The organism is Candidatus Nanosynbacter sp. HMT-352 (genome assembly GCF_022819385.1).
Classification (GTDB): domain Bacteria; phylum Patescibacteriota; class Saccharimonadia; order Saccharimonadales; family Saccharimonadaceae; genus Nanosynbacter.
This window is the reverse complement of record NZ_CP089290.1, coordinates 441,979-464,583: the sequence shown is the minus strand read 5'-3', so window position 1 is coordinate 464,583 and position 22,605 is coordinate 441,979. Positions and strand designations below refer to the sequence as shown.

The 22,605-nt window shown below is 45.5% G+C and carries 23 protein-coding genes, 1 pseudogene and 1 other annotated feature; of the genes and pseudogenes, 18 read left to right on the top strand and 6 right to left on the bottom strand.

The features are described from left to right. Positions 1-33: 33 nt before the first annotated feature. Positions 34-591 carry an L-threonylcarbamoyladenylate synthase gene (locus LRM44_RS02400; protein ID WP_243803622.1) on the top strand — a complete coding sequence of 186 codons (558 nt, stop codon included), beginning with the start codon at positions 34-36 and terminating at the stop codon, positions 589-591. Positions 592-667: 76 nt separating this feature from the next. Here the strand turns inward: LRM44_RS02400 and eno are convergent, their stop codons facing one another. Then, positions 668-1,948, bottom strand: a complete 1,281-nt coding sequence (eno, locus tag LRM44_RS02395; protein ID WP_243803621.1) for a phosphopyruvate hydratase — start codon at positions 1,946-1,948, stop codon at positions 668-670. Positions 1,949-2,398: 450 nt separating this feature from the next. On the opposite strand from eno, the gene rplA reads away from it, so the two are divergent. Then, positions 2,399-3,085, top strand: coding sequence for a 50S ribosomal protein L1 (rplA, locus tag LRM44_RS02390; protein ID WP_129632827.1), 687 nt, complete (start codon positions 2,399-2,401; stop codon positions 3,083-3,085). Between the two features lie 197 nt (positions 3,086-3,282). Beyond that, positions 3,283-3,810, top strand: a pseudogene (locus LRM44_RS04200) (Ig-like domain-containing protein); the annotation flags it as partial. Positions 3,811-4,169: 359 nt separating this feature from the next. Here LRM44_RS04200 and LRM44_RS02385 read toward each other — a convergent pair. After that, positions 4,170-4,727, bottom strand: a complete 558-nt coding sequence (locus tag LRM44_RS02385; protein WP_243803620.1) for a hypothetical protein — start codon at positions 4,725-4,727, stop codon at positions 4,170-4,172. A gap of 375 nt (positions 4,728-5,102) precedes the next feature. Next, positions 5,103-5,239 (top strand) — a sequence feature (ribosomal protein L10 leader region). 59 nt (positions 5,240-5,298) lie between these two features. On the opposite strand from LRM44_RS02385, the gene rplJ reads away from it, so the two are divergent. The 12 genes from rplJ (at position 5,299) to recR (ending at position 14,480) form a co-directional block, all read left to right on the top strand. Next, entirely contained in the window at positions 5,299-5,823 is a 525-nt protein-coding gene (gene rplJ, locus LRM44_RS02380) for a 50S ribosomal protein L10 (RefSeq protein WP_243777592.1), read from the top strand. A 65-nt stretch (positions 5,824-5,888) separates the two neighbouring features. Then, positions 5,889-6,266 (top strand): 50S ribosomal protein L7/L12, encoded by a 378-nt coding sequence (gene rplL, locus LRM44_RS02375; RefSeq protein ID WP_129632638.1) that lies wholly within the window; start codon positions 5,889-5,891, stop codon positions 6,264-6,266. A gap of 250 nt (positions 6,267-6,516) precedes the next feature. Beyond that, complete coding sequence (locus tag LRM44_RS02370) at positions 6,517-7,032, top strand: hypothetical protein (RefSeq protein WP_129632640.1); 516 nt, start codon at positions 6,517-6,519, stop codon at positions 7,030-7,032. 9 nt (positions 7,033-7,041) lie between these two features. Continuing rightward, a complete protein-coding gene (locus LRM44_RS02365) occupies positions 7,042-7,917 on the top strand; it encodes a DUF2797 domain-containing protein (protein ID WP_243803619.1) in 876 nt (291 codons plus the stop codon). A 190-nt stretch (positions 7,918-8,107) separates the two neighbouring features. Then, positions 8,108-8,380, top strand: coding sequence for a hypothetical protein (locus LRM44_RS02360; protein WP_243803618.1), 273 nt, complete (start codon positions 8,108-8,110; stop codon positions 8,378-8,380). Between the two features lie 81 nt (positions 8,381-8,461). Then, positions 8,462-8,797, top strand: coding sequence for a hypothetical protein (locus LRM44_RS02355; protein WP_129744992.1), 336 nt, complete (start codon positions 8,462-8,464; stop codon positions 8,795-8,797). A 16-nt stretch (positions 8,798-8,813) separates the two neighbouring features. Further along, complete coding sequence (locus LRM44_RS02350; RefSeq protein ID WP_243803617.1) at positions 8,814-9,206, top strand: hypothetical protein; 393 nt, start codon at positions 8,814-8,816, stop codon at positions 9,204-9,206. A 46-nt stretch (positions 9,207-9,252) separates the two neighbouring features. After that, entirely contained in the window at positions 9,253-10,701 is a 1,449-nt protein-coding gene (dnaX, locus tag LRM44_RS04165; RefSeq protein ID WP_275973355.1) for a DNA polymerase III subunit gamma/tau, read from the top strand. Further along, entirely contained in the window at positions 10,701-12,053 is a 1,353-nt protein-coding gene (gene dnaB, locus LRM44_RS02335) for a replicative DNA helicase (protein WP_232273190.1), read from the top strand. Before dnaX ends, dnaB begins: the two co-directional genes overlap by 1 nt. Positions 12,054-12,074: 21 nt before the next feature. Then, positions 12,075-13,535 carry an ArnT family glycosyltransferase gene (locus LRM44_RS02330; RefSeq protein ID WP_243803616.1) on the top strand — a complete coding sequence of 487 codons (1,461 nt, stop codon included), beginning with the start codon at positions 12,075-12,077 and terminating at the stop codon, positions 13,533-13,535. 32 nt (positions 13,536-13,567) lie between these two features. After that, complete coding sequence (locus LRM44_RS02325) at positions 13,568-13,858, top strand: YbaB/EbfC family nucleoid-associated protein (protein WP_129635271.1); 291 nt, start codon at positions 13,568-13,570, stop codon at positions 13,856-13,858. A 4-nt stretch (positions 13,859-13,862) separates the two neighbouring features. Further along, the gene (gene recR, locus LRM44_RS02320) at positions 13,863-14,480 is read left to right on the top strand and encodes a recombination mediator RecR (protein WP_129632661.1); all 618 of its coding nucleotides are present in this window, start codon (positions 13,863-13,865) and stop codon (positions 14,478-14,480) included. Between the two features lie 69 nt (positions 14,481-14,549). Here the strand turns inward: recR and LRM44_RS02315 are convergent, their stop codons facing one another. Continuing rightward, positions 14,550-15,737 (bottom strand): PKD domain-containing protein, encoded by a 1,188-nt coding sequence (locus tag LRM44_RS02315; protein ID WP_243803615.1) that lies wholly within the window; start codon positions 15,735-15,737, stop codon positions 14,550-14,552. Between the two features lie 208 nt (positions 15,738-15,945). Here LRM44_RS02315 and LRM44_RS02310 point away from each other — a divergent pair, with 208 nt between their 5' ends. The 3 genes from LRM44_RS02310 to cysS all read left to right on the top strand — a co-directional run bounded on the left by LRM44_RS02310 (position 15,946) and on the right by cysS (position 19,392). Then, complete coding sequence (locus tag LRM44_RS02310) at positions 15,946-16,926, top strand: DHH family phosphoesterase (RefSeq protein WP_243803614.1); 981 nt, start codon at positions 15,946-15,948, stop codon at positions 16,924-16,926. A gap of 211 nt (positions 16,927-17,137) precedes the next feature. After that, positions 17,138-17,770 carry a hypothetical protein gene (locus LRM44_RS02305; RefSeq protein WP_243803613.1) on the top strand — a complete coding sequence of 211 codons (633 nt, stop codon included), beginning with the start codon at positions 17,138-17,140 and terminating at the stop codon, positions 17,768-17,770. 188 nt (positions 17,771-17,958) lie between these two features. After that, positions 17,959-19,392: a cysteine--tRNA ligase gene (gene cysS / locus LRM44_RS02300; protein WP_243803612.1), complete on the top strand. Its 1,434-nt coding sequence runs from the start codon at positions 17,959-17,961 to the stop codon at positions 19,390-19,392. Between the two features lie 42 nt (positions 19,393-19,434). Here cysS and LRM44_RS02295 read toward each other — a convergent pair whose 3' ends face one another. The 3 genes from LRM44_RS02295 to LRM44_RS02285 are packed head-to-tail and all read right to left on the bottom strand — an operon-like array spanning position 19,435 to position 22,545. After that, complete coding sequence (locus LRM44_RS02295) at positions 19,435-20,568, bottom strand: AI-2E family transporter (RefSeq protein WP_243803611.1); 1,134 nt, start codon at positions 20,566-20,568, stop codon at positions 19,435-19,437. A gap of 2 nt (positions 20,569-20,570) precedes the next feature. Next, complete coding sequence (locus LRM44_RS02290) at positions 20,571-21,803, bottom strand: ABC transporter permease (protein ID WP_243803610.1); 1,233 nt, start codon at positions 21,801-21,803, stop codon at positions 20,571-20,573. Next, entirely contained in the window at positions 21,796-22,545 is a 750-nt protein-coding gene (locus LRM44_RS02285; RefSeq protein WP_243803609.1) for an ABC transporter ATP-binding protein, read from the bottom strand. Before LRM44_RS02285 ends, LRM44_RS02290 begins: the two co-directional genes overlap by 8 nt. Positions 22,546-22,605: the final 60 nt, after the last annotated feature.

The window sequence follows — 22,605 nt, the reverse complement described above, 5'->3', positions numbered from 1 at the left end:
TTCTCGGGGTTATTTTATGGGAAGATGTAATAAATGATTGTGAAGAATATTTTAGATGACGGTGTAATCTCCGCGCTTAAAAATGAGCAATTGATAATTGCTAAAACTGACACGATTTACGGAATATTAGCCGCTGCCAATTCAGAAAAAGCCGTCGAGAGATTATATAAGGTTAAGCGGCGCTCCTTAGATAAACCCGTTATTATTTTGGTTGCGGATATTGACGACATTCCTAATCTTGCGCCGTCGATCAAACGCAAATATCAAGAAATCTCCAAAAATAGACCAACAACAATCATCACCAAAGTAAGTCCTAATTTTCTGCCACATCTTCCGAGAAATGGTGGAACATTGGCATTCAGAGTCGTGCCAGAATCTCCGTTGGCAGAGTTAATTCGAACCGTTGGTCTTTTGGTCGCGCCCAGCGCAAATCCATCGGGAGAAGAACCGGCAAAAAACATCACCGAAGCGATAAATTACTTCCACGAATTAGTGCCGATTTATGTCGATTCTGGAGAAGTCGCCAACACTCAACCGTCGCAAATTGTCCGAATCAATGAGGGCGGGGAAATTGAGTTTTTAAGAAGATAGTCCTCGAATAATTGTCAAAAAAATCGCCAAATAAAAAAGACTTCCTCTGAATTACGGGGAAGTCTTTTTGTGAGAGTTACTTCACAAACGGATGTGCAATCTCCAAATCTGGGCGCTTTTCCGCAATTCTCAGCAGCTCGTTATACTTAGCAATTCGCTCTGACCGCGACATTGAGCCAGTCTTAATTTGACCCGTGCCCAAACCGACCGCCAAGTGAGAAATCGTTACGTCCTCCGTCTCGCCAGATCTGTGACTCATCACTGTATTCCAGCCAGCGTTCTTCGCCATCAAAACAGCCTGAATTGTCTCAGTCAATGTACCAATTTGGTTCGGCTTGATTAAGATAGCATTGCCAGCCTTTTCTTCAATTCCGCGCTTCAATCGCTCGACATTCGTCACCAAAAGATCATCGCCAACCAATTGCGCAAAATTGCCCAAATCAGCCGTCATTTTCTCCCAATCCTCCCAAGCTTCTTCGTTCAATCCATCCTCAATCGAGAGAACAGGGACGCGCTCCAGCAGAGCTTTATACGTGCGAATCATTTCGTCAGCCGACAGAATTCGGTGCTCAGTCGCCAAGTTATATTTGCCGTCCTTGTAAAGCTCGCTCGCTGCAACATCCAGCGCAAAGCCAAAGTCCACGCCTAATTTATAGCCAGCCTGCTCGATGGCGCGAGATAGTAACAAAATAGGCTCCATATTACCATTCCTGACATGAGGCGCATAGCCGCCTTCATCGCCAACCGTTGTAGGATAGCCTTCATCTTTCAGGATTTTTGCCAATGCATGAAAAACTTCAGCACTCATTCGAACTGCGTCCGCAAAAGTTGCCGCGCTAGTTGGGATAATCATATATTCCTGAAAATCAGTCGCGCCCAACGCATGCTGACCGCCGTTCATCACGTTGATCATCGGCATCGGCAGGCACATTGCAGGACTTCCAGCTAAGCTATTGACGTATTGATACAACTCCACGCCACGCGACTTAGCGGCAGCTTTCGCTACAGCCAGCGACACCGCCAAAATAGCATTCGCACCCAAACGTGCCTTATTCGGCGTACCGTCCAGACTCTTCATTTTTTCATCAATTGCGGTCTGGTCGAACGGATTAGAACCTTTCAAAGCCTGCGCAATCTCACCATTGACATTTTCGACCGCACGAAGCACGCCTTTACCACTAAACGCCAACTCGCCGTCCCGAAGCTCAACAGCCTCGAAAGAGCCAGTGCTTGCGCCAGACGGAACAGCCGCACGACCGAACGAACCGTCACTCAAAGTAACGTCCGCCTCAACCGTCGGATTTCCACGCGAATCTAAAATTTGCCTTGCTTGTATGTTTGTAATTGTTATATCCATAATTACTATTTTACCAAACATTTGCCTCAATCTCTGAAAATATGGTATAATTTCGACATTATCAATCAATGTTGGGAGGCTGATTTGTTAAGATGACAAATTGCCGTTCGTACCACAGAAAGGATTTTTATGGCAAAGAAAGCCGAGTTGCTAGAAAAAGCAGCAGAACTAAAATTAGAGGTCAGTGAGAAAAATACAATCGCTGAAATTGAAGCAGCAATTGCAGAAGCTACAGACGTAAGCAAATCTCACGACAACAAAGACAAAGACGTTGTTGCTGAGCGCGAAGCTACTGTCGCTAAGTCTGGCAAACGCAGCCAAAAAGCCCTAGATGAAGCTGCTGAAAAAGCAGAGAAGGAAGCTCGCAAGGAAGCTGGCGACACTACTCCACAATCAGACGACGCTGAAGCTCACGTAAAGAAAGGTCCAAAGCCAGTTACTCGTCCACGTTTGGAGCGCCGCGGTAAAAAATATCAAGACGCTGCAAAAAACGTTGAAAAGAACAAATTGTACAGCTTAGACGAAGCTTTGAAATTGGCTACTGAAACCAGTCCAGTCAAGTTCGACGCTAGCGTTGAAATCCACATCCGCTTGGGTGTTGACCCACGCCAAGCCGACCAAAACATTCGCTCAACCGTAGCATTGCCACACGGTACAGGTAAGGACGTTCGCGTAGCAGTTTTTGCACCAGAATCAGAACACGCTGCCGCTAAAAAAGCTGGCGCCGACATCATCGGTGATGAAGAATTCCTAAGCCAATTGGACAAGGAAGAATTGAACTTCGACATTTTAGTCGCAACTCCACAGTACATGCCAAAGCTTGGTAAATACGCACGTTTGCTTGGTCCACGCGGTTTGATGCCAAATCCAAAGTCTGGCACTGTCGCTACTGACGTCGCTAAAGCCGTTTCTGAAGCAAAAGCCGGAAAAGTTGAATATCGCGTTGATAAGCAAGCCATCGTTCACTTGTCAATCGGTAAGGTGTCATTCGGCGCTGAAAAATTGTCAGAAAACGCACGCGCATTCTTAACTAGCTTGAACTCCCAAAAGCCATCCAGCTTAAAGGGCGTTTACGTTAAGAGCGTTGCAATTGCCACAACTATGGGTCCTGGCATTAAAGTAGAGAACTCTCTATAATCTTTATATTTCAGGCAATTAAATCCCGTCGATTCTGGCGGGATTTTTGTGTTACTATTGCATTTTTCATTTTTTATGATAAAATAGTAAAGTCCACCTAGATGCTGATGTTCGGATCCGATTTCCAGCATGGCTGGATAAGGACCTTAACATCTATCTCTGCATCTAGATACCAACAACCATAGGAGGGCGCAGAAATGCGTAACCGCAACAAGGCTCCGCTGGGAGTCTCGGTCGTGGCGATTTTCGTCACGATCTTTGCGATGCTCCTCTTCGGAGGAGTAACGCACGCCGCCGACGAGGCGCAGTCAGCAGCCCAGTCGACCACCGCCCAGTCGGTCGGTGCTACTACGGTAGCGGTCACCGACGAGGCTCAGTCGAGCAGCAGCAGTAATGCTGCAGCGGTTGCTAACAACGACGCTCAACCCGCCAACAGCGGACACGGGTGTATTTCCCGGGACATTTCTCCTGGGGAAATCGAAACGTCCCTAGTAACCTCAGACGGTTCCTTGGAGTTCACCGCCTACGAGGCGGTGAGATTTTCGGTTACTTTGACCCTCGAGGAGGGTCATTGTGCGGGGGACCATATCGACATTACTGTCCCGAGTGAGCTCGGGACAGACGGTAATGATAGCCCCATCCCGATGACGACTCCTTCCGGAATTATCATCGGATACGCCACGTATAATGGTACCGCCCACAAGGTGACCGTTACGTTGACCGACGAGGTCGAGGTTTCTGAGCGTCAGGGCTTCCACGCAGACGCGTGGTGGCTCGTGCACATGAGCTCCGTCCTTGTTCCCGGGGAAACCCGGGAATTGGTTTGGAATATCGACGGGGTCGTCCGCAGGACGACCATCCAAGTAGGTGTCTGCGACGGCTGCTCCACCATCGGCGCAGAGCCCTCTAAATGGGGTTCTGTAGATGACTCTAAGCAGCACGTCACCTTGGTTCTGCCAACGGCAGAACACGACGGACAGACATTTACGGTCACAGACACACTGACCTCACCAGGTCAGTCTTTTACCTGTGACCAACTGCTGACTGGACGGATTGGCGTCTATTCTGAAGCTGGCGACTGGGGTCAGCCGATGTATACAAGATACATCGAGCCTGATGTCGTTAGCTGCGATAATACTAGGGCGACCATCAACGTTAAGTTGGATAAGGGCGAAAAGGCCCGTTTCCAACTTAACGTCAGCGTCAGCGCCACGGACCCCGGTCCGTGGCGTGACGTTGCCAATATCACTTCCCAGGATAAATCCTGGGAAGTGGCTGCCCGAATCATACGTCGAGAATCTGGCGGTAACGCCGGATTCGACACCAACCCCGTGGTGCCCACGCCGACCCCGACTCCGAGCCCGAGTCCGTCGGCACCAAGCCCGACACCGAGTCCGAGCCCGACGCCAACGCCTGTGACGCCAACTCCGGCGCCATCGGCATCACCGAGTCCGAGCCCAACACCGTCGACATCTCCGGAGCCGACTCCGAGCACGACGCCGGAACCGAGTCCGTCGGCAACGCCGTCGACATCTCCGGCACCCACGCCGGAACCGACATCGACTCCGAGCCCATCGACGACACCGTCGGCAACACCGGTGCCGACACCCACGCCGTCGACAACACCGGCACCCGTGCCCACGCCGACTCCGACCCCGAGCACGCCGCCCCGGCAGTTCCGACTGCCGATAACCGGCGGCGCCGGGAGCAGTGCGATCGCTGTCGCGGTCGCGCTTCTGACTGCCGGAGTCGCCACCTTCTGGATGCGCCGCCGCCAGACGACACACCCAGAAGGATAACCAACCTTTCGCTGAGGGGTGTTAGTTTAATCGACTAGCGCCCCTCAGCGGAGAACTCAGGTACAGAGAGAAAGGAGGTTCCATACCCGCTCCATTACGGAGCGGGTTTTCTCTTTGGTTAGACATAGACACCTATTGATTTTATTACGTTATTATTGTAAAATAATCGGCTGGAAAATAATCGCCATAACTCTTGTTTTTCGTTGTCATTTCTGCTACAATGATCTAGAACATTACCAAAGACAGTGGCGACTTGGTGTAAAACAAGTATAAAAATGCCACCGAGGGATGAAACTAACAGTTTTATTTGACGTCTTTGGTAGTGCGAGAATCAAAGACGTTTTTTGATTCTCCATTACCGTACGTTAACAAATTGGCACATAACAAATTAACTCAATCAAAGAAAGGATTTTTATGGCAATTTCACGCGATAAAAAACAAACTTTGGTTGCTGAACTGACAGAGCTATTAAAAGACGCTAAGGGTACGGCTTTTGCTCGATATCAAACTCTTACCGTTGCCGACCTACAAGAACTACGCAAGGCAGCTCGCGAAGCGGGCGTTACCATCAAGGTTGTTAAAAACCGATTGGTACGTGTAGCTCTTCAGGAAATCGACACTTACAAAGAAACCGACACCAGCTTATTGGTTGGTCAATTGGTTTACGCCGTAAGTAGCGAAGATGAAGTTATGCCAGCAAAGGTATTGGATACGTTTGCAAAAACACATCCAGCATTACAACTTGCAGGTGGCTTCTCAGGCGAAGGCTTGGCAATTAGCGAAGCTGACGTTAAAGCATTGGCAGGCCTACCAAGCAAAGACCAACTCGTTGCTCAAGTGGTATCACAATTGCTATCACCAGTACACGACACGGTCAACGCGCTTGGCGGCAATTTGCACGGACTTTTGGACGGCATCGAAGCCAAAGCTACTGCTTAAGTTTAGCAATCAACACTAGTAACGTTGCAACAATCGCAACAACATAATAATAAAGGAGAATATCAATGGCTGATATTAAGAAATTGGCTGAAGAACTTGTAAAATTGACAGTTCTAGAAGTTAACGAATTGAAAAATCATCTTAAAGAAGAATACGGCATCGAGCCAGCTGCTGCAGCTGTCGCTGTTGCTGGTCCAGCTGCTGGTGGTGACGCCGCTGCTGCTGACGAAAAAACTGAGTTCACAGTTACTTTGAAAGACGCTGGTTCTCAGAAGGTTGCAGTCATCAAGGCTGTTAAAGAAATCACTGGCCTAGGTCTAGGTGAAGCAAAAGCTATCGTTGACGGCGCTCCAGCACCAGTCAAGGAAAAAGTTTCTAAAGACGAAGCTGAAGCTGCAAAGAAAACTTTGGAAGACGCTGGCGCTACTGTCGAGCTTTCATAATTTGTTATATAACGCCAATTTGTTTCGTTTAATCACCGTCCGCTCTGGGCGGTGATTTTTATGTCGCCAATCTTAATATCACGAACCGCACGTCAATTTCAAGAGTAAAATTTGCAACACTTTTTTATTCATATCTTATAGCGCTGTGGAAAATTGGATAAAAATAGATAACGCGACTTGATATAAATGTAAGGATATGCTATATATTAGTTAAGTATTATAAAAAATAGACAAAGGAATTGCGAGAACCATGTCTGAATTACCAGAAAAGCAAATTAAGCGTCTGAGAACACTTATTCAAGAGGCGGAAACCAATTTAGCTGCCGCAAAAGAGTTATTGATTAGTATTATTGGCGATGATGGTCAAGTTGTTACGCCAAAAACTTCGTCAGATAACGTAGCGGGAAAGATTATCGAAGGCGTATTTGACGGACAAATGATGCTTAGCCCGGATGGTAAAAATTACCCAATCCCAGCCAACTACGCTTCAAAGTCGAAACTGGTTGAGGGCGACTTGATGAAATTGACAATCGCTGAAGATGGCAGCTTTATTTATAAGCAAATCGGCCCTGTACCACGAAAGCAAGTTATCGGAACACTTGTCCAGCACGACGGAATTTACTACGTCGAGGCTTCTGGCCGCGAATATCGTATTTTGCTTGCTAGCGTAACTTACTTCCGAATTAACGTCGGCGACCAAGTTACAATCATCATCCCTGAAGACAATCCTGACGCAACTTGGGCTGCAGTCGAAGCTGCATTGTAAGGAAACTCGATGCTACCGAGCGAGTTTCTGCTCAGTTATGCCAGTTTTAACGCCGACAATAAACCCTTTATTGGATGTCAAGTTGGCGATAAAATTGAGCGTTATGAATTATTCGGACAAGATTTATCTCTTGAGTTCGATTTTTCTGTTAAATATTGCGCGGGTTGGGTGGATTTTGAGAATCGCTGTAGCCAAATTTGTCCAGATTACGCCACGGTTGATGAAAAGTATGAAAATTGCTTAAAATGCCGCGATAAAACCGGCTTCAATCCAGCATTTTACAACGCCAATTCGGTTTCCGCTCAACAAGAAAAAATCAATCAAAATCCGCACTTTGTTTACTTGGCGTACTTCGCGCCGAACGTCATAAAAGTTGGAATCTCGCAAGAAGAGCGCGGAATTCGGAGATTATTGGAGCAGGGAGCGCGATTAGCCATAAAATTAGAAACGTTTTCTTCGGCATTAATCGCCAGGCAATATGAGGCAAAAATTTCCAAGCTGGACGGAATAGTTGAAACTCTGCCAGTTCACAAAAAGCTGGAATTGATAAAACTACCTTTTGATCGTGTGATTGGCGAAAAAGAATTGCGACAAAAATTACTTGAAATTGAGCAGAAAATTGGCGTGTCGTTTCCGAAATCCGAGCTAATTCCTTGCGAAGATTATTTTCAAACCGCTGGCGTTGATTTGTCACGTGTCGTTTTAATGAAGGATTGCAGTCAATTAGTCGGACATGTACGCAGTATCATCGGCTCAATTGTCATCACTGATTACGACGATCAGCTGCTGGCTTACAACGTTAAAAAGCTTATTGGCTATCGGGCGCAAAAAGTTGACGGAGAAATTGAGCTGGATTTACCAACCGAGCAATTAACGTTATTTTAAAAGACACAAAATCTCCTTTTTTAACAGAGATGACATTATTATTGTGATATATTTTTGACAAAATTGCTTGACATTTTATTCTATTATTGATATATATATTAGCTTTCACAACGCGTGTTAGCTTGCGTCAAATCGACGCACCGTTTTGCGGAGGATTTATTTTCTCCGCCCGACTCCAGAAGGAGTTATCATGGGAAAGAACTGGTGGAGCGAGCCGATGGGTGGCTGCGACTCTGAGGGCAACCCCATCACCATGTCGTTCGGTAGCGGTCCGAAGGAGGGACACACCCTCATCGGAGATGGCGACCGCAGCGGCGGTATGGGCGTCGGCGGTGGTCTCGCCGACGGTGCGACGCACTACTCGTTCCTCGAGAGCGACAACCACGACCACTACGGGTCTGGCAACGGATCCAACAACAACGGTACCAACCGCGGCCAGTACACCACCGGCCCTGGCCACTAGACCCATCGTCCTGGACATGACCTGAAAAATGTCTTATCCTGAGTATGATATAAAACTACTCACTTACCTAGAGGATTCACTATGTCAGAATGGACAGAAAAAGATTTTGAGTCGTACACCCAATCTGATTGGGAACTTATTAAAACAGTCAAGCAGCTTGCCGATGAAAATCTTGATAATGTTAAGATTTTAACACGTGCCAATGATATAGCATTGGCAATTTTTGGTATGTTGTGCGTACGGCTGCGCGATAATGGAGAAGAGGGTGCGGACGGCCTCGGTATGTCGTTACAAGAATATATAGGAACAGTCCTAGCCAACGCAAAGAGAAAGAAAGAAGATGACGGCTGGGCCGCCGAGTTTGCTAAACCTATTGATCAATTTATCGAATACGGTAAAAATAAATTTGGCGAATAAATTATCACCTATAGACATGAACAATTACTCAAATTTTGTATTTCCGTCTGTAGTTTTTGAAGCATTTCCAATTCTGAAAAAATTGGGTTATGTTCGACAATTCGCACCACTGATACCGCTTAGTCCAGATACGACTTTTCATCTATTCGGCGGTAAGGATGGATACTTTCTTATACTAGTTATGACCGACTATGCCGACCCAATAAATCAAAGTCAAGAGTTAAAGAATATCTCTGGTGAATATGCATTTGAATTTACTAAGCTTATCAAGCCGTACAGTAACAATGAGCATATTGAAATAAAAGAAAACGACGAGATACTTGAAAATCCAACCGTGTCAGGCCCTAATAGTTACTACCGTTTTTATGTCGCCGAAACAAAACACAAAATCGATCTGCGCTATCCATAAAAAATGCCGTTTTCTGCTATAATTATCTCATGAGGAGCATGAGGGGATGAGTCAGGCGCTATATCGTAAATATCGCAGTCGCAGTTTGGATGAAGTTTTAGGTCAAGATCACGTGACTAGTATTTTACGTCGAGCGTTAGAGCAGGGAAAAATTGCTCATGCGTACTTGTTGACTGGACCGCGTGGCGTGGGAAAAACATCGGTGGCGCGAATTCTGGCGCACGAGATTAACCATTTGCCATATGATGACGATTCTTCAAACTTGGATATTATTGAAATTGACGCAGCCAGCAATAACGGCGTTGATGACATTCGAGCCTTAAGGGAAAAAGCCCAAGTCGCGCCTGTTTCTGCGCCGAAAAAAGTTTATATCATCGACGAAGTTCACATGCTGTCAAAATCGGCATTTAACGCGCTATTAAAAACCCTGGAAGAACCGCCAGAGCACGTGGTATTTATCTTAGCTACAACCGACGCCGACAAACTTCCAGCCACCATTCTTAGCCGTGTGCAGCAATTTTTCTTCCGCCCAATTCCGACGGAAATTATGACGCGCCAGTTAATGAATATAGCGAAAAAAGAGGGATTCGCAATTGAAGAGGACGCCGCCAGGTTAATCGCTGAACGTTCCCGTGGCGGATTCCGTGACGGCATCAGTACGCTTGACCAATTGTCGATTTTAGCAACTCCAGACCAGCCGTTGACAGCGAATATGGTTACCGAATATTTGGGGCTGAGCGACGCGACGATGCTCGGCAATTTGTTGGATTCATATCCATCCGACGACAACGAAAAAGTCTTAAACATCTTTCAGGAATTAGAAAATAGCGGCGCAAATTCAGTTATCGTGTCACATCAATTATTGTCGATTGCTCGCAATAGGTTACGGAAAAATCCGAATCTTATTAGGTTAGTTCAGCAATTGATCGAGGTTGATCGACACCCGCACCCAGACTTGAAATTATTGACGATATTCATGAATAGCAATTCTCAGCCAACAGAAAAGCCAGTTGCGACAAAGAAAGATACAACTCAAACTGCGACCCAAAAACCCGCCGAAAAACCAACACCAATTAAGCCCGCAGAGTCAGCAAAACCGACCGAAAAGCCGATTGAAAAAGAAGAAAAACCAGCCGATCCAGCAAAAAAAACTGCCGCAAAACCAAAGAAAACCGACGCGCCACTAGCGCTAAATTGGGAAAAAGTCATTGAAAGAGCGAAGGAAAAATCCCTCGGGCTGGCGTCATTATTGCAGAAAAGTCAGTGGTCATTTGACGGTGAAAAATTGACAATTTACGCAGGTTCTGCGTTTTATAAGAAAAAACTGGACGACGCAAAAAACAAACCATTGATCTCGGAAATTATCTCAGAAGAAACCGCGATGGATTTGGAAATTGATATAATTGGAGAGAAGAAACCGCCAGAGGACGAAAAATTGGCGGAAATTGCAGAATTAATGGGTGGCGGCGAAGAAGTTAAGCTGGAGGATATTTAATGGCAGACAAGAGTGAAGAAGTAAAAGGGAAGATACCGCCACAAAATTTGGACGCAGAAAAGAGTTTGCTTGGGGCGGTTTTAATTGACGAGGAAGTTTTGGCGGACGCCGCAGAAATTACTCACCCTAGCGATTTTTACGACAAGAATCACGGATTGATTTTTGCTGGAATGATGCGGCTATTTGAAAAACATAAGCCCGTCGACCTCCTGACCTTAACCGACGAGTTGAAACGTAAGGATGAACTGGAATTGGTTGGCGGCTCGGCATATCTGACAGAGCTAACAAATTACGTCCCAACGGCAGCGCACGCATCGGCTTATGCGGAAATGATTGCGCAAGCAGCGGTTCGCAGGCGCCTAATAAAAGCGAGCGGCGATATTTCAGAACTTGGCTATGACGAATCGACGACCACGCAGGAATTATTAGAGAAGGCTGAAGCTGAACTTTTCAGCGTGTCAGACCAATCAACCAAGCAAGATTTGGTCAGCCTGGAAAGTATTCTGACGGATAGCTTTGACCGAATTGAAGAGCTTAGTAAGAATAAAGGCTCTCTCAGGGGAGTTCGCACTGGTTATCGTGATCTGGACAATATGACCGCTGGTCTACAAAAATCGGACTTGATCATTCTGGCCGCGCGTCCAGCCATGGGTAAGACGACGCTGGTGACGAATTTGGCTTATAACGTGGCAACAATTGAAAAGAGTCCCGTCCTATTCTTCAGTCTGGAGATGAGTAAGGAACAGCTGGTCGACCGTATGCTGGCAGATGCATCGGGTGTTGATAGCTGGAATATTCGCACCGGAAATCTGAGCGACGAAGATTTTGCTAAATTGTCTGAAGCTATGGGTGAAATGGCTGAGGCGCCAATTTACATCGATGACACACCGGGGCTGTCAGTTTTGGAAATGCGCACTAAAGCGCGTCGAATTGCCCACGAAAATCCATTAGGGCTAATTATCGTCGACTATTTGCAGCTTATGCAAGCCAACGGAAACCACAACGGGAACCGCGTTCAGGAAGTTTCGGAAATTTCCCGTGGACTGAAGCTTATTGCTCGCGAATTGAATGTGCCGCTAATTGCCCTGAGTCAGCTGAGCCGTTCTGTCGAATCGCGCACGCCACCAATTCCGCAACTAGCCGACCTGCGTGAATCTGGTTCCATTGAGCAGGACGCCGACATCGTGAGCTTTATTTATCGCCCTGGATATTACGAGCCTGACAACCCGGAAGTTCAGAATATTACAGACCTCATCATCGCCAAGCATCGTAACGGCCCAGTCGGTAAAGTCCAATTGTACTTCCACCCAGAGCGCCTACGCTTTATGAGCCTGGATCGCAAGCATGAATAGAATTGTGCTATAATCATACCAATGAAAAAGCAAAAAGTTACCGATATATTCCTTTACCGATGGCGCTACGTTTTCGGCTATACGTTGCTGGCGTTACTATACGTGGGGGCTATTATAATTTCCGCGTTGCACGTGCCGGGAGGTTTGTCACAAGCAGAAATCAACATGGTCAATACGACAAATCACTTGAATTTTAGTATAGAAGGAATCGCCGTCACAAATCTGCCATTCCATCTTATTCAATTGCTATTCTTCAAACTGTTTGGCGTCAGTTTATTAACAATTAAAGCGCCCGCCGTAATCATTTCAATCGCCAGCTCCGTCGCAATTTTCTTCCTCTTAAAACGCTGGTTTAAGCCGTCCACAACGATTCTATCGCTATTAATCATGGCAACGACCGGACAATTCTTATTCATCGGACAAAGCGCAACTGTTGGCATTTTATACATCTTTTACACCGCGCTAACTTTGCTTTTTGCCACATTGATTCTCCAGAAAGCCCAGAACGCCTCCATTTGGCGAATCAGCTTAGCGATCACCACGGCGCTCAGCCTTTTCACCCCGTATTTTTGGTATATCAATCTGGGACTTCTGATCATCGCCTTTTTACATCCGCATCCACGCTATTTCCTCGTCTCCCGAAAACATCGCAAGTCTTGGATTGTGCCGTCCGCTATTTTATTCGCGATTGGTTGTGCGATTAGTTTTCTTTGCTATAAATCCCACGCGCTATTTTACAGCCTCATCGGCATCAACAGCCTAAGTTTTGACATTGTCGCAAACCTCAGGACTTTATATTACACATATATTTGCATTTTCCCATCAGTCGTAGGAAACCAAATCACGCCAATTATGGACGTCAACGCAATGGTGCTAATCGGACTAGGGCTATTCCGCAGCTTCCAAAAAATCTCCAGCGCCCGCTCGTTTATGATTTGGTCGTGGCTAATCTTAGCATTGGCGCTGCTCATCTTCCAGCCAAGCCTCACCCCAATAATCATCATCCCGCTATTCATTCTCTTGGCAGTCGGATTGGAATCCCTAATGAACATGTGGTACGGACTTTTCCCGCGCAACCCATATGCTCGCGGTACCGGACTGGTTCTCATATCAATGCTAATCATCGTTATGGTGGCAGGCGGCAGCTTCCGCTACATTGATAGTTATCGTTATTTCCCAGAAGCAACTTCACGCTTCAATAAAGATTTGTCTCTGCTCCGTAAGAATACCGCGCCGACCGATTCATTCTCGTTATTGGTCAGCAAAGAAGAATCGCCAATTTACGAAGCGCTTAAAAAGCACAACTATCACCAAATATCAATTATCCACACAGCACCAGCAAACGTCGGACAAACTTTATACGTTAGCCACAGCGTAAAGTCTCAAATTCCGCAGACTTACTCTGGGCACTTGTCGTCAGTAATTGTCAATGACCATAAGGACGGCGACCGATTCTATATCTACACATCCGACCGCAAATAGGGTATAATTGTAAGTGTTAAATAAGGAGGAATATGGCGTTTGATCAGGTAAAAATGCTGCAACAATTACGCAAAGCACAGAAACAATTAGGCAAAGAAATCATCGAAGTTGAGGCTGGCGATGGCGCTGTGATCGTGCAAATCACTGGCGAGTTAAAGATTAAATCTGTAAAGATTGACCCAGAAATGGTCGACTTGGAGAATATCGAAGAGTTGGAACACTGGATCGAAATCGCAGTTCGCGACGGCATGACAAAGGCTCAGGAAGTCGCTGCTGAAACTATGAAGCCATTGATGGGCGGCTTGGGCAACTTGCCATTCTAAGGCCATGTCAATCGACATTTTACCAAAAGCTCTGACTGCTTTAATTGATGATTTTGGTAATTTACCTGGAGTTGGACCGCGTACGGCTGAAAGATATGCCTACGCGGTTTTACGCCGTAATCCCAAATCCGCAAAGCAATTAGCGCATTCATTAGACCGATTACACGACCGCGTAAAAACCTGCCCGAAGACATTTGCGTTGATCGACTCAGATGACGATGTGTCGCCTTTATATGCAGATTCGAACAGGAATAAAAAAGTCGTTTGTGTAGTCGAGGAGCCGCTAGACATTGTCGCTATAGAAAGAACAGGGCAGTTCCTGGGTACATACCACGTGCTGGGCGGCGTTATCTCACCAATTGACAATATTGGACCAGAGCAATTGCATATCCCAGAGCTAATTGAACGTATAAAAACCGACGACGTTCAAGAGATTATTATCGCCACGAATGCTTCAGTTGAGGGCGAGTCGACCGCGCTATTCCTACAGCGCTACATCCAAGAAGCTGGATTAAATACGACTATCACACGCTTGGCTAGAGGCATTCCAGTCGGCGTTGACCTTGAATATGCAGACCAAATTACACTAACTCACGCACTGGAAGGTCGAAAACAGTTATAGACTCAACAGCTTCATCACCAATAAAAATACCCGCCATCTCGGCGGGTATTTCGTTGCTAGCTTAGCTGATTACATTTGGCGGCGGCTAGCGATGTAAGCGATAGTAGCTGTAGTTAGTCCACCTAGGCCTAGTGCTGACATGATCGCGTCACTTGCACCAGTCTTTGGCAATTCTGGGCTAGGTGTTGGTGTTGAAGGAGTGTTTGGTGTAGGAGTAGGAGTTTCCTTACATTCGTCCAAGTTAGTCTTGTGAATCTTTTCGTTAAACTCTTCCTTTTTAATCTCCTTAGTGTACTTCTTACCACCTTCTTCAATTACACAGACTGTGATCTTAGCAGGAGTTTCCTTACATTCGTCCAAGTTAGTCTTGTGAATCTTTTCGTTAAACTCTTCCTTTTTAATCTCCTTAGTGTACTTCTTACCACCTTCTTCAATTACACAAACGATCATTTTTGGCTCTGGCTTAACCGTAACAGTTTTTTGACAGTTAGGGTTTTGCCTCTTAACTTCACCAGTTTCTTTACCGTTTACAGTAATAGTAACTGTGTAGTTGCCTTCTTTTGCGTAAGTGTATTGAATTTCTGATGAGTTAGTTGTCTTGATGTTGTTATCACCGAAGTTGTATGTGTAGCTAGTGATAGATGCGCCACCCTTGGCAGTTGCCTTAACGCTGAACTTAAAGGTGTTTCGAGAAATCTCAGTTACTTGCAAAGCGTCACATGTTAGAGCAGGCTTTGCTGGAGGTGTTGTTGGGTTACCCCAAACTGGGTTACCACAGTCTTTAATCACACCAGTGATAAATGAGCCGCTATTGTCAAACCATGCGTAAATATTGTAGCTCTTAGGTCCGTCAACGAAGCTCTGACCAGTTGTGTATTGGTAGTAAGTATATCCGTTTGAGGTCTTATAGCTACGTTGTGGCTGAGGTTGACGAGTACCAGCTTTAGACTGTACGGTTATAGCGTTTGTAGCTACAACACGACCGTCAACTGTAATGTTACCATTTGCGTCAACTACGCCTTCGCGCATATTTGATCCGCCCTGAACCATAGTCTCAGTAACGTACCACTCTTTGTATAGCTCTTTAATTTCTGTACGGCTGTATGCTGTTTGCAATTCTGACATAGAATGTGTACCACAGTATACAACGTTAAAGCTGTTACAGCCGGCAGCCTGTGAAGGTGATGCCAACCAGATTCCACCGAGCATAGCAAATCCCAAAGAGATAGCAATGCCGATTTTCTTAAATTTGTTCATAAAAACTCCTCTTTTCCAGCCCTATCTTCAGGCTTTATGTCCTCATACTAGCACAATCTTTATATTTTGTCAATAATAATTTATAAAAATGTTTATGTTTTTTCGATTGCGCAGTATTTTTAATAGTCCATCACATATTATACCACTTATGTAATTAAAAACAATATATATTATATTAGAGTAAAAATCATTTGTTATAATAAATAACATGCTAGACACAGCTAAACAATTCATTCAATCCGCAAACAATATAGTTATTATTCAAGCCGAAAATCCCGACGGCGACAGCTTGGGTTCAAGCTTGGCGCTAGAAGAAGTCTTAAGCGACCTAGGGAAGACTGTTACTTTATATTGTCCAGTAGATATACCGAAATATCTTCATTATATTCGCGGTTGGGATCGAGTGCAGAACGACTTTCCGTTTCAAGCCGACGCTGCGATAATTGTCGATACGAGCGCGGATATCCTTCTCAGCAAGGTATTAGAAACTCCTGGGGCGCGACATTTTCTGGAAACACACCCGACTCTGGTTATTGATCATCACACAGCCGAATCGACACTTAGCTTTGACCATATTATGTTATCCGAAACCGTCGTGGCGACCGGGGAATTACTGTATAAGCTGTTCAAGCATTCCGACTGGAAGATAAATCCTCAGGCTGCCGAAGATTTATTGATAGCTATTATGAGCGATAGCCTGGGACTTACTACGCAAAACACCACAGCTCAGACTTTTCATACGGCGGGAGAACTTACAGAGCTGGGCGCATCCAATGCGGAAATTGAAGAGCGACGACGCGAATTTATGAAGAAATCGCCAGAAATTTTGGCGTACAAGGGGAAATTGATCGAGCGAATCGAATATTTATTAGACGGACAATTGGCGCTGGTGCATGTGCCATTTGAAGAAATCCAAGCCTACAGCGATTCCTATAACCCCGGCGCGTTGATTGGCGATGAATTGAGGCTGGTTGAAGGCGTGGCGCTTAGCTGTGTTATTAAAACTTATCCTGACGGCAAATTAACCGCACGCTTACGGGGTAATTTACCAATTGCCGATACCGTGGCTGGATACTTCGGTGGCGGCGGTCATCCGTATGCGGCAGGATTCCGCGTATATGAAAGTTATGATGAAATCGTCCGAGAATTAGTTACAGCGACAGATAAGGCTCTACGAGAAGCAGAATAGTATTGACATTTTATTCTATTAGTGATATAAATGAGTACAGCTTTTGTTGACAAGTCGAGCAAATCCTTGTCCGAAGGCGTACCTTGACAAGCAGATGATTATAAGATTATAAGACGAAATTAAGCATGAAGCGAGGTTTTGGTTGTTGATAGAAAATTAATTGACAATTGAAATCTCGTTTCATGCTGGCTAGATGGCCGTATGAAGTTCTTTGTTGAAAGGCAAAGATGGCGACAGTCGCTGCGAGAAAGAGAAGGGAAAGAAAATGATCTCCAAGACCTCCAATGAAGAGAAGACTGCAACATTCACGCTGAAAGATGGAACTCTTGTAAGCATTAAAGGCTCTAGGGGTATCATCACATCTATCGATGAAGGTCGCAGGTTTTACGTCAAAGACGGAGAAAATCTTGATGTCACAGTAGGAAATGACCACCTCTTCGCGTTAAAGGGAGAGATGGTCATCAACCCTGACGGATCGTATCTCAAAATCAAAGGATCAGACGTGAGATTGAAAATGGGTGATAAATTGATCCTAGTTTCAAGAGGAACAATCCACCTCTTCGACGACATGGGAGAGGTAGTGATCGGTGGCGAGGGAATCATAGTCAAACACGAAGACGCGACACTTTTCACTCAGAAAGGGGACGCCACTTGCTACAGGTCCGACAACGTGCCCTGGTATAAAGACAAAGAGGTTCTTATGCATGGATGGCAGATCCATGCAATAGTTGGCGACAAGTCCATACTCGTCGCCTCTTTCTCCGACCGATATGAAGCCTGCGCTGGAACAGTCAGCGGAGGAGGCTTTAGGTTTGTCGGAGGGGTAGAATACGAGCTGTTCTAAGCAAGTCTCCTGACGGGTAGCGATAAGCGGACGGTGATATCGAACTGATGTCACACCCGGCATCTAATCTTATATCTTCATCTGCTTGTCGCTATTCCTTGAATTCAATATACAAACAGAAGTCCCAACTGGGACTGTTTTTTATGTCAATTTTGAAAAACTGACCAGAGTACCGTACAATAGAACTAATGATAAAGCTCTATAACACGCTCACTAGACGAAAAGATGAACTGACGCCGCTTGACGGAGAAACGGTCAAGTTTTACACCTGTGGTCTAACAGTTTATTCGCAACCGCACATCGGCAACTGGGTTGGCTATATTTACTGGGATGTGTTAGTACGACTGCTACGCTGGCAAGATATCCCAGTTATTCGAACGCAAAACATCACTGATGTTGGTCATTTGACAAGTGATGACGATAACGGCGAAGACAAAATGGAAAAAGGTGCCCGCCGTGAAGGGAAGACTGCCTGGGATGTGGCGGAAAGATATATTTCCATAGCTAATCACGAGGCTTACGACGTGTTGAAATTGATAAAACCTGACTATTTGGTGCGGGCGACGGATTATATTCAACAGCAGATTGACTTCGCAAAAGGACTGGACGAAAAAGGATTTTTATATAAAATCGACGGCGACGGCATGTATTTTGATACGTCACTTTTGAAGGATTACGGGAAATTAGCGCGGCTGGACGTGGCGGGGCTGGAGGCTGGCGCCAGAGTGAGCGTTGAAGGAAAGCGCAATATTACTGACTTCGCCGTCTGGAAGTTTTCGCCAAAAGACGCCAAGCGCGACATGGAGTGGGATAGTCCGTGGGGAATCGGTTTTCCTGGCTGGCATCTGGAATGTTCGACGATTGCCCGTGAAACGCTCGGCGACTCCATCGATATTCACGCAGGCGGAATTGATCATATTCCAGTTCATCACACGAATGAGATTGCCCAGAGCGAAAGTCTGACTGGGAAGCAATTTTCTCAGATTTGGCTACATAATAATCACATAAAAGTCGATGGTCGAAAGATGAGCAAATCTCTGGGGAATATTATTACGCTGGAAGATATTATTTCGCGAGGGTTTAGTCCGATGGCGTTTAAGCTGGCGATTCTCAGCAAGCATTATCAAACGGAGGGCAATTTTACCTGGGAAATCCTGGAAGCAGCACAGGCGCGATTGAACCATTGGCGGGATTACGCGGTTCTGAGACATCAGACTCACGACACACTGGAAGATGACGATGATAAGGACGAGCAGGACGATTCGGTTTCGTTGCTAGCGGGACGTCAGGCGTTGGTCGAGAAATTGAATGACGATTTGGATACTCCAGGCGCACTGGCGTTGATTGATGAAGTATTTTCAAAGTTGGATCATACGTCGCTTGATAAAATTCATCGACAGAGTCTAGTGCAGTTTATTGATGAGATTGACGAGATTTTAGGGCTGGATTTGGCTGAGTCTACGCCTGATATTACTGACGATTTGAAGAGGTTGATTATCCAGCGACGTCAAGCGCGTGCAGAGAAAAATTGGGAAGAATCCGACAGAATTCGCGATGAACTTCTTCAGGCTGGCGTTGCCGTTCGCGACACTCCAAGTGGCAGCATCTGGACATGGAAATAGCCCGCTAGAGATTCAACGGGCTATATTTTTATTTCGTGCTAATTAATCCTCGTTTTTCAATTTCTTAACTAATTTATTAAGAGGCTTTTCGCTTTCAACGCGCTCAGACTTGGCCTGCTCCAAGTAATTATCCAGCAAAACTTTTACGACGCCAGCGGCTGGAATAGCAACCAAACCGCCCAATAGACCGCCGACATATAAACCAATTGTCACCGCAACCAAGACAGTCAGAGCCGACAATTCAACCTTCTTTGATTGGATAGAAGGGGAGACAAAGTTGTTCTCAATCTGTTGGTAAATCACGAAATAAATCGCGTAAATAACGCCCGCGGTCATATTATTGAAGAATAGTAACAGTGATATCAACGCACCAGCAATCGTTGCGCCAAACATCGGAATTAGCGTCAACACAAACGTCGCCATAACGGTGAGCATTGCCAAATTGGAATTTATGACAGGGAATGTCAAGCTCAGCACAAACACTACGAAACCTGACAATATCGCATCGATTCCAGAAACGGTCAATTGCCCAGAAACATATCCCGTAATCACATTATACATTCGGCCAACCAGCTTCTTATGACGCTCCATTTTTTCTTCGTCGTTGTATAGTCCCCACAAACGCTTCACCCAAGTTGGACCCTCGAGAAGCATCAGGAATGACAATACCAGCACCAAGAATAGCGAGCCTAAGAACGACGCCAAAGAACCAACGCTGGACAACAGATTCGTGCCAACGCTCGTGGCCCAAGACGAAGATTGCTGCTTAATGTTTTCCATCATCGAATCGACCTGTGGGCGCAAATTGTTCTTATCAATAAAATCATTGACGCCACGCCACTGTGAGCTGGCTTGATCAATTATGCTAGGAATGCTTTCGACAAATTTGGCAGATTGTTGGACAATTGGCGGAATAACAAACCAGATCACACAACCCAAAAGCAGAACCAGCGTCGTGTACGCCAGTGCCGTGCCGCCCAATCGGCTTTTTCCAGGAAGCTTCTTAGCAATTGCCGCAACTGGACGGTTCAATGCCAACGCCAAAAACAGGGAAATTCCCAATAAAACCAGCGCGTCCTTTGCGGAATAAATTGCCAGACCAGCCAGACCAAAGCCCATCACGACCAGCCAAAATCGCACAAATGTTTTCGTGTCTATCTCTATACGTACTTTCATAATTAAACTTTACCAGCTTTTCGACGTGTCCGCAACGCCGACAAAGATAATTTACTATCATAAGACATCGCGCCGTAACGGAAAACGCGCACGGATAGCCACATGACAAACACCGCTGTAGCGACCAAAATTGCCGTACCGAGCAGAGCTTCCCAAATCGGCAAATTGCCTATTGCGTTTCGTAATAACAATGGAATCGGCGCGGTGAATGGAAATAGCGATAAGAACTTAACGAAGAAATAATCAGGGAAGGAGACGAACGCCGTGATTCCGTAAAATGGACCAATGAATAGCATAATTACAATTCCGAACCACTGACTGGCTTCTTTGGCGGTCGGCATCATCGCGCCCAAAGTCACCAACATTCCCGTAAATAAAGTGAAGCTTGCAGAGAAAATTATGATCGCCAGACCAATTCTCACAGGATCAAACACAAGCGTACTCAAGTCCAGATTAGGCAATTGCAACTTCGAGCCAAATGCCAAATAGCCCGCCAAAACTGGCAAAACAATTACCAAAATCTGAATTAAAGCCAACACCATCAAAGACAGAATTTTACCCGTAATCAAAGTGTCAGTTTTAACGGTCGTAAGCAGCATTTCCACCGTGCGATTTTCTTTTTCCTCAGTGGTGCTAATGAGCATTTGATTGCCAAAAATGCTAATGAGAATGAACAAAACAACCAAAAACATTCCCGGCACGATCATCTCATTAATACCGCCATGCTCTTTTCCGTCCAGATATGTGGTTGATGACAATTGGACTTTGTCGCGTAAAATCGCAACTTGTGCTGGATTAACGTCACTTGCTACTGATTGACTCAATAAGCTCTGCGCCACTGCGCCGTATTTTCCGTTTTGGAATAACCCAACATCTTTACCGTAAACTTCGACCTTTTGCTTGCTCAAATCTTTTGGAAAATAAACATACGCATCAACCTTATTATTTTTTACGTCGTCAATTCCAGATTCTTTCGATTTGGCAGTTTTGGCTTTAATTGCCGTCAGTAATTCTGGCTTCACCAACTTCGAATCGTCCGTGACTTCCAGTGAAAATTCTTGCTTTTCCAGATTTTTTGACGCTTCAATAGTCGTGCTTTGCGACCAAAACATAATGCCATACAGCACGCCAATCAACAAAGGGAATCCCAATGCCGTCAACCAGAACGTCGGTTTCTTCAGTGTTCTAAGCGTTTCAAATTTGAAAACCGTCCCCAAATTATGCATTTTACTCATCGCTCAACTCCTTCGCTTCGCCGCCGTACACTTGTACGAAAATGTCGTCCATTGAAGCGCCGCCAAATTGACTTTTTACTTCTTCCAATGTGCCGTACGCCGCCGCTTGACCGTCCTTCAATAAAATCAAGCGATCGCACAATCTTTCAACTTCCTCCATCTGGTGTGTAACGTAAATAATTGTCGCGCCAGCTTTTCGTTGCTCCTCAATTATGTTCATCAACAAACGGCGATTCACCGGATCAAAACCTTTGGCTGGCTCGTCCATAATCAGCAGTTCCGGATCGCCCATAATTGTTACGCCCAGCTGAATTTTCTGCTGCTGTCCGCCAGATAATTTATCAAGTTGCGTATTAGCCTTATCGCTCAAATTGACGCGCTCCAAAAACTTCAGAGAAAAATCCTTAGCTTCTTTGCGACTCAAGCCCTTCAATTGACCAAAGTAAAGCATCACGTCTAAGACTTTTTCTTTTTTATACAAACCGCGCTCCTCAGGAAGGTATCCGAGGCGAATCTGGCTTTCCACCGAATATGGCTTGCCGTTTATCAATAAATCGCCCGCGGTCTGCTGATATAGCCCCAACAATGCGCGCAACGTCGTAGTTTTTCCCGAACCATTGCTTCCCAAAAAACCAAAAACTTCGCCGCGAAAAACGTCGAAACTCAGATCTTTAATAACAGTTTTATCGCCGAAACTCATCTTAAAATGACGAATCTCAACCATTTTTTTATTATCTGGCATACGCCTCCTTTTCTTTAAATAAAATTATAGCACTTAGCGCAGGAAAAAAGATATAATATA

What these genes read in the sequence shown, in the direction of transcription:
- LRM44_RS02310 (WP_243803614.1), top strand. Translation starts at nt 15,946, where the DNA reads ATGCTAGACACAGCTAAACAATTCATTCAATCCGCAAACAATATAGTT.
- LRM44_RS02400 (WP_243803622.1), top strand. Translation starts at nt 34, where the DNA reads ATGATTGTGAAGAATATTTTAGATGACGGTGTAATCTCCGCGCTTAAA.
- recR (WP_129632661.1), top strand. Translation starts at nt 13,863, where the DNA reads ATGTCAATCGACATTTTACCAAAAGCTCTGACTGCTTTAATTGATGAT.
- LRM44_RS02290 (WP_243803610.1), bottom strand. Translation starts at nt 21,803, where the DNA reads ATGAGTAAAATGCATAATTTGGGGACGGTTTTCAAATTTGAAACGCTT.
- LRM44_RS02315 (WP_243803615.1), bottom strand. Translation starts at nt 15,737, where the DNA reads ATGAACAAATTTAAGAAAATCGGCATTGCTATCTCTTTGGGATTTGCT.
- LRM44_RS02330 (WP_243803616.1), top strand. Translation starts at nt 12,075, where the DNA reads ATGAAAAAGCAAAAAGTTACCGATATATTCCTTTACCGATGGCGCTAC.
- eno (WP_243803621.1), bottom strand. Translation starts at nt 1,948, where the DNA reads ATGGATATAACAATTACAAACATACAAGCAAGGCAAATTTTAGATTCG.
- LRM44_RS02355 (WP_129744992.1), top strand. Translation starts at nt 8,462, where the DNA reads ATGTCAGAATGGACAGAAAAAGATTTTGAGTCGTACACCCAATCTGAT.
- dnaB (WP_232273190.1), top strand. Translation starts at nt 10,701, where the DNA reads ATGGCAGACAAGAGTGAAGAAGTAAAAGGGAAGATACCGCCACAAAAT.
- LRM44_RS02350 (WP_243803617.1), top strand. Translation starts at nt 8,814, where the DNA reads ATGAACAATTACTCAAATTTTGTATTTCCGTCTGTAGTTTTTGAAGCA.
- dnaX (WP_275973355.1), top strand. Translation starts at nt 9,253, where the DNA reads ATGAGTCAGGCGCTATATCGTAAATATCGCAGTCGCAGTTTGGATGAA.
- LRM44_RS02285 (WP_243803609.1), bottom strand. Translation starts at nt 22,545, where the DNA reads ATGCCAGATAATAAAAAAATGGTTGAGATTCGTCATTTTAAGATGAGT.
- LRM44_RS02365 (WP_243803619.1), top strand. Translation starts at nt 7,042, where the DNA reads ATGCTACCGAGCGAGTTTCTGCTCAGTTATGCCAGTTTTAACGCCGAC.
- LRM44_RS02360 (WP_243803618.1), top strand. Translation starts at nt 8,108, where the DNA reads ATGGGAAAGAACTGGTGGAGCGAGCCGATGGGTGGCTGCGACTCTGAG.
- LRM44_RS02295 (WP_243803611.1), bottom strand. Translation starts at nt 20,568, where the DNA reads ATGAAAGTACGTATAGAGATAGACACGAAAACATTTGTGCGATTTTGG.
- rplJ (WP_243777592.1), top strand. Translation starts at nt 5,299, where the DNA reads ATGGCAATTTCACGCGATAAAAAACAAACTTTGGTTGCTGAACTGACA.
- LRM44_RS02325 (WP_129635271.1), top strand. Translation starts at nt 13,568, where the DNA reads ATGGCGTTTGATCAGGTAAAAATGCTGCAACAATTACGCAAAGCACAG.
- rplL (WP_129632638.1), top strand. Translation starts at nt 5,889, where the DNA reads ATGGCTGATATTAAGAAATTGGCTGAAGAACTTGTAAAATTGACAGTT.
- cysS (WP_243803612.1), top strand. Translation starts at nt 17,959, where the DNA reads ATGATAAAGCTCTATAACACGCTCACTAGACGAAAAGATGAACTGACG.
- LRM44_RS02370 (WP_129632640.1), top strand. Translation starts at nt 6,517, where the DNA reads ATGTCTGAATTACCAGAAAAGCAAATTAAGCGTCTGAGAACACTTATT.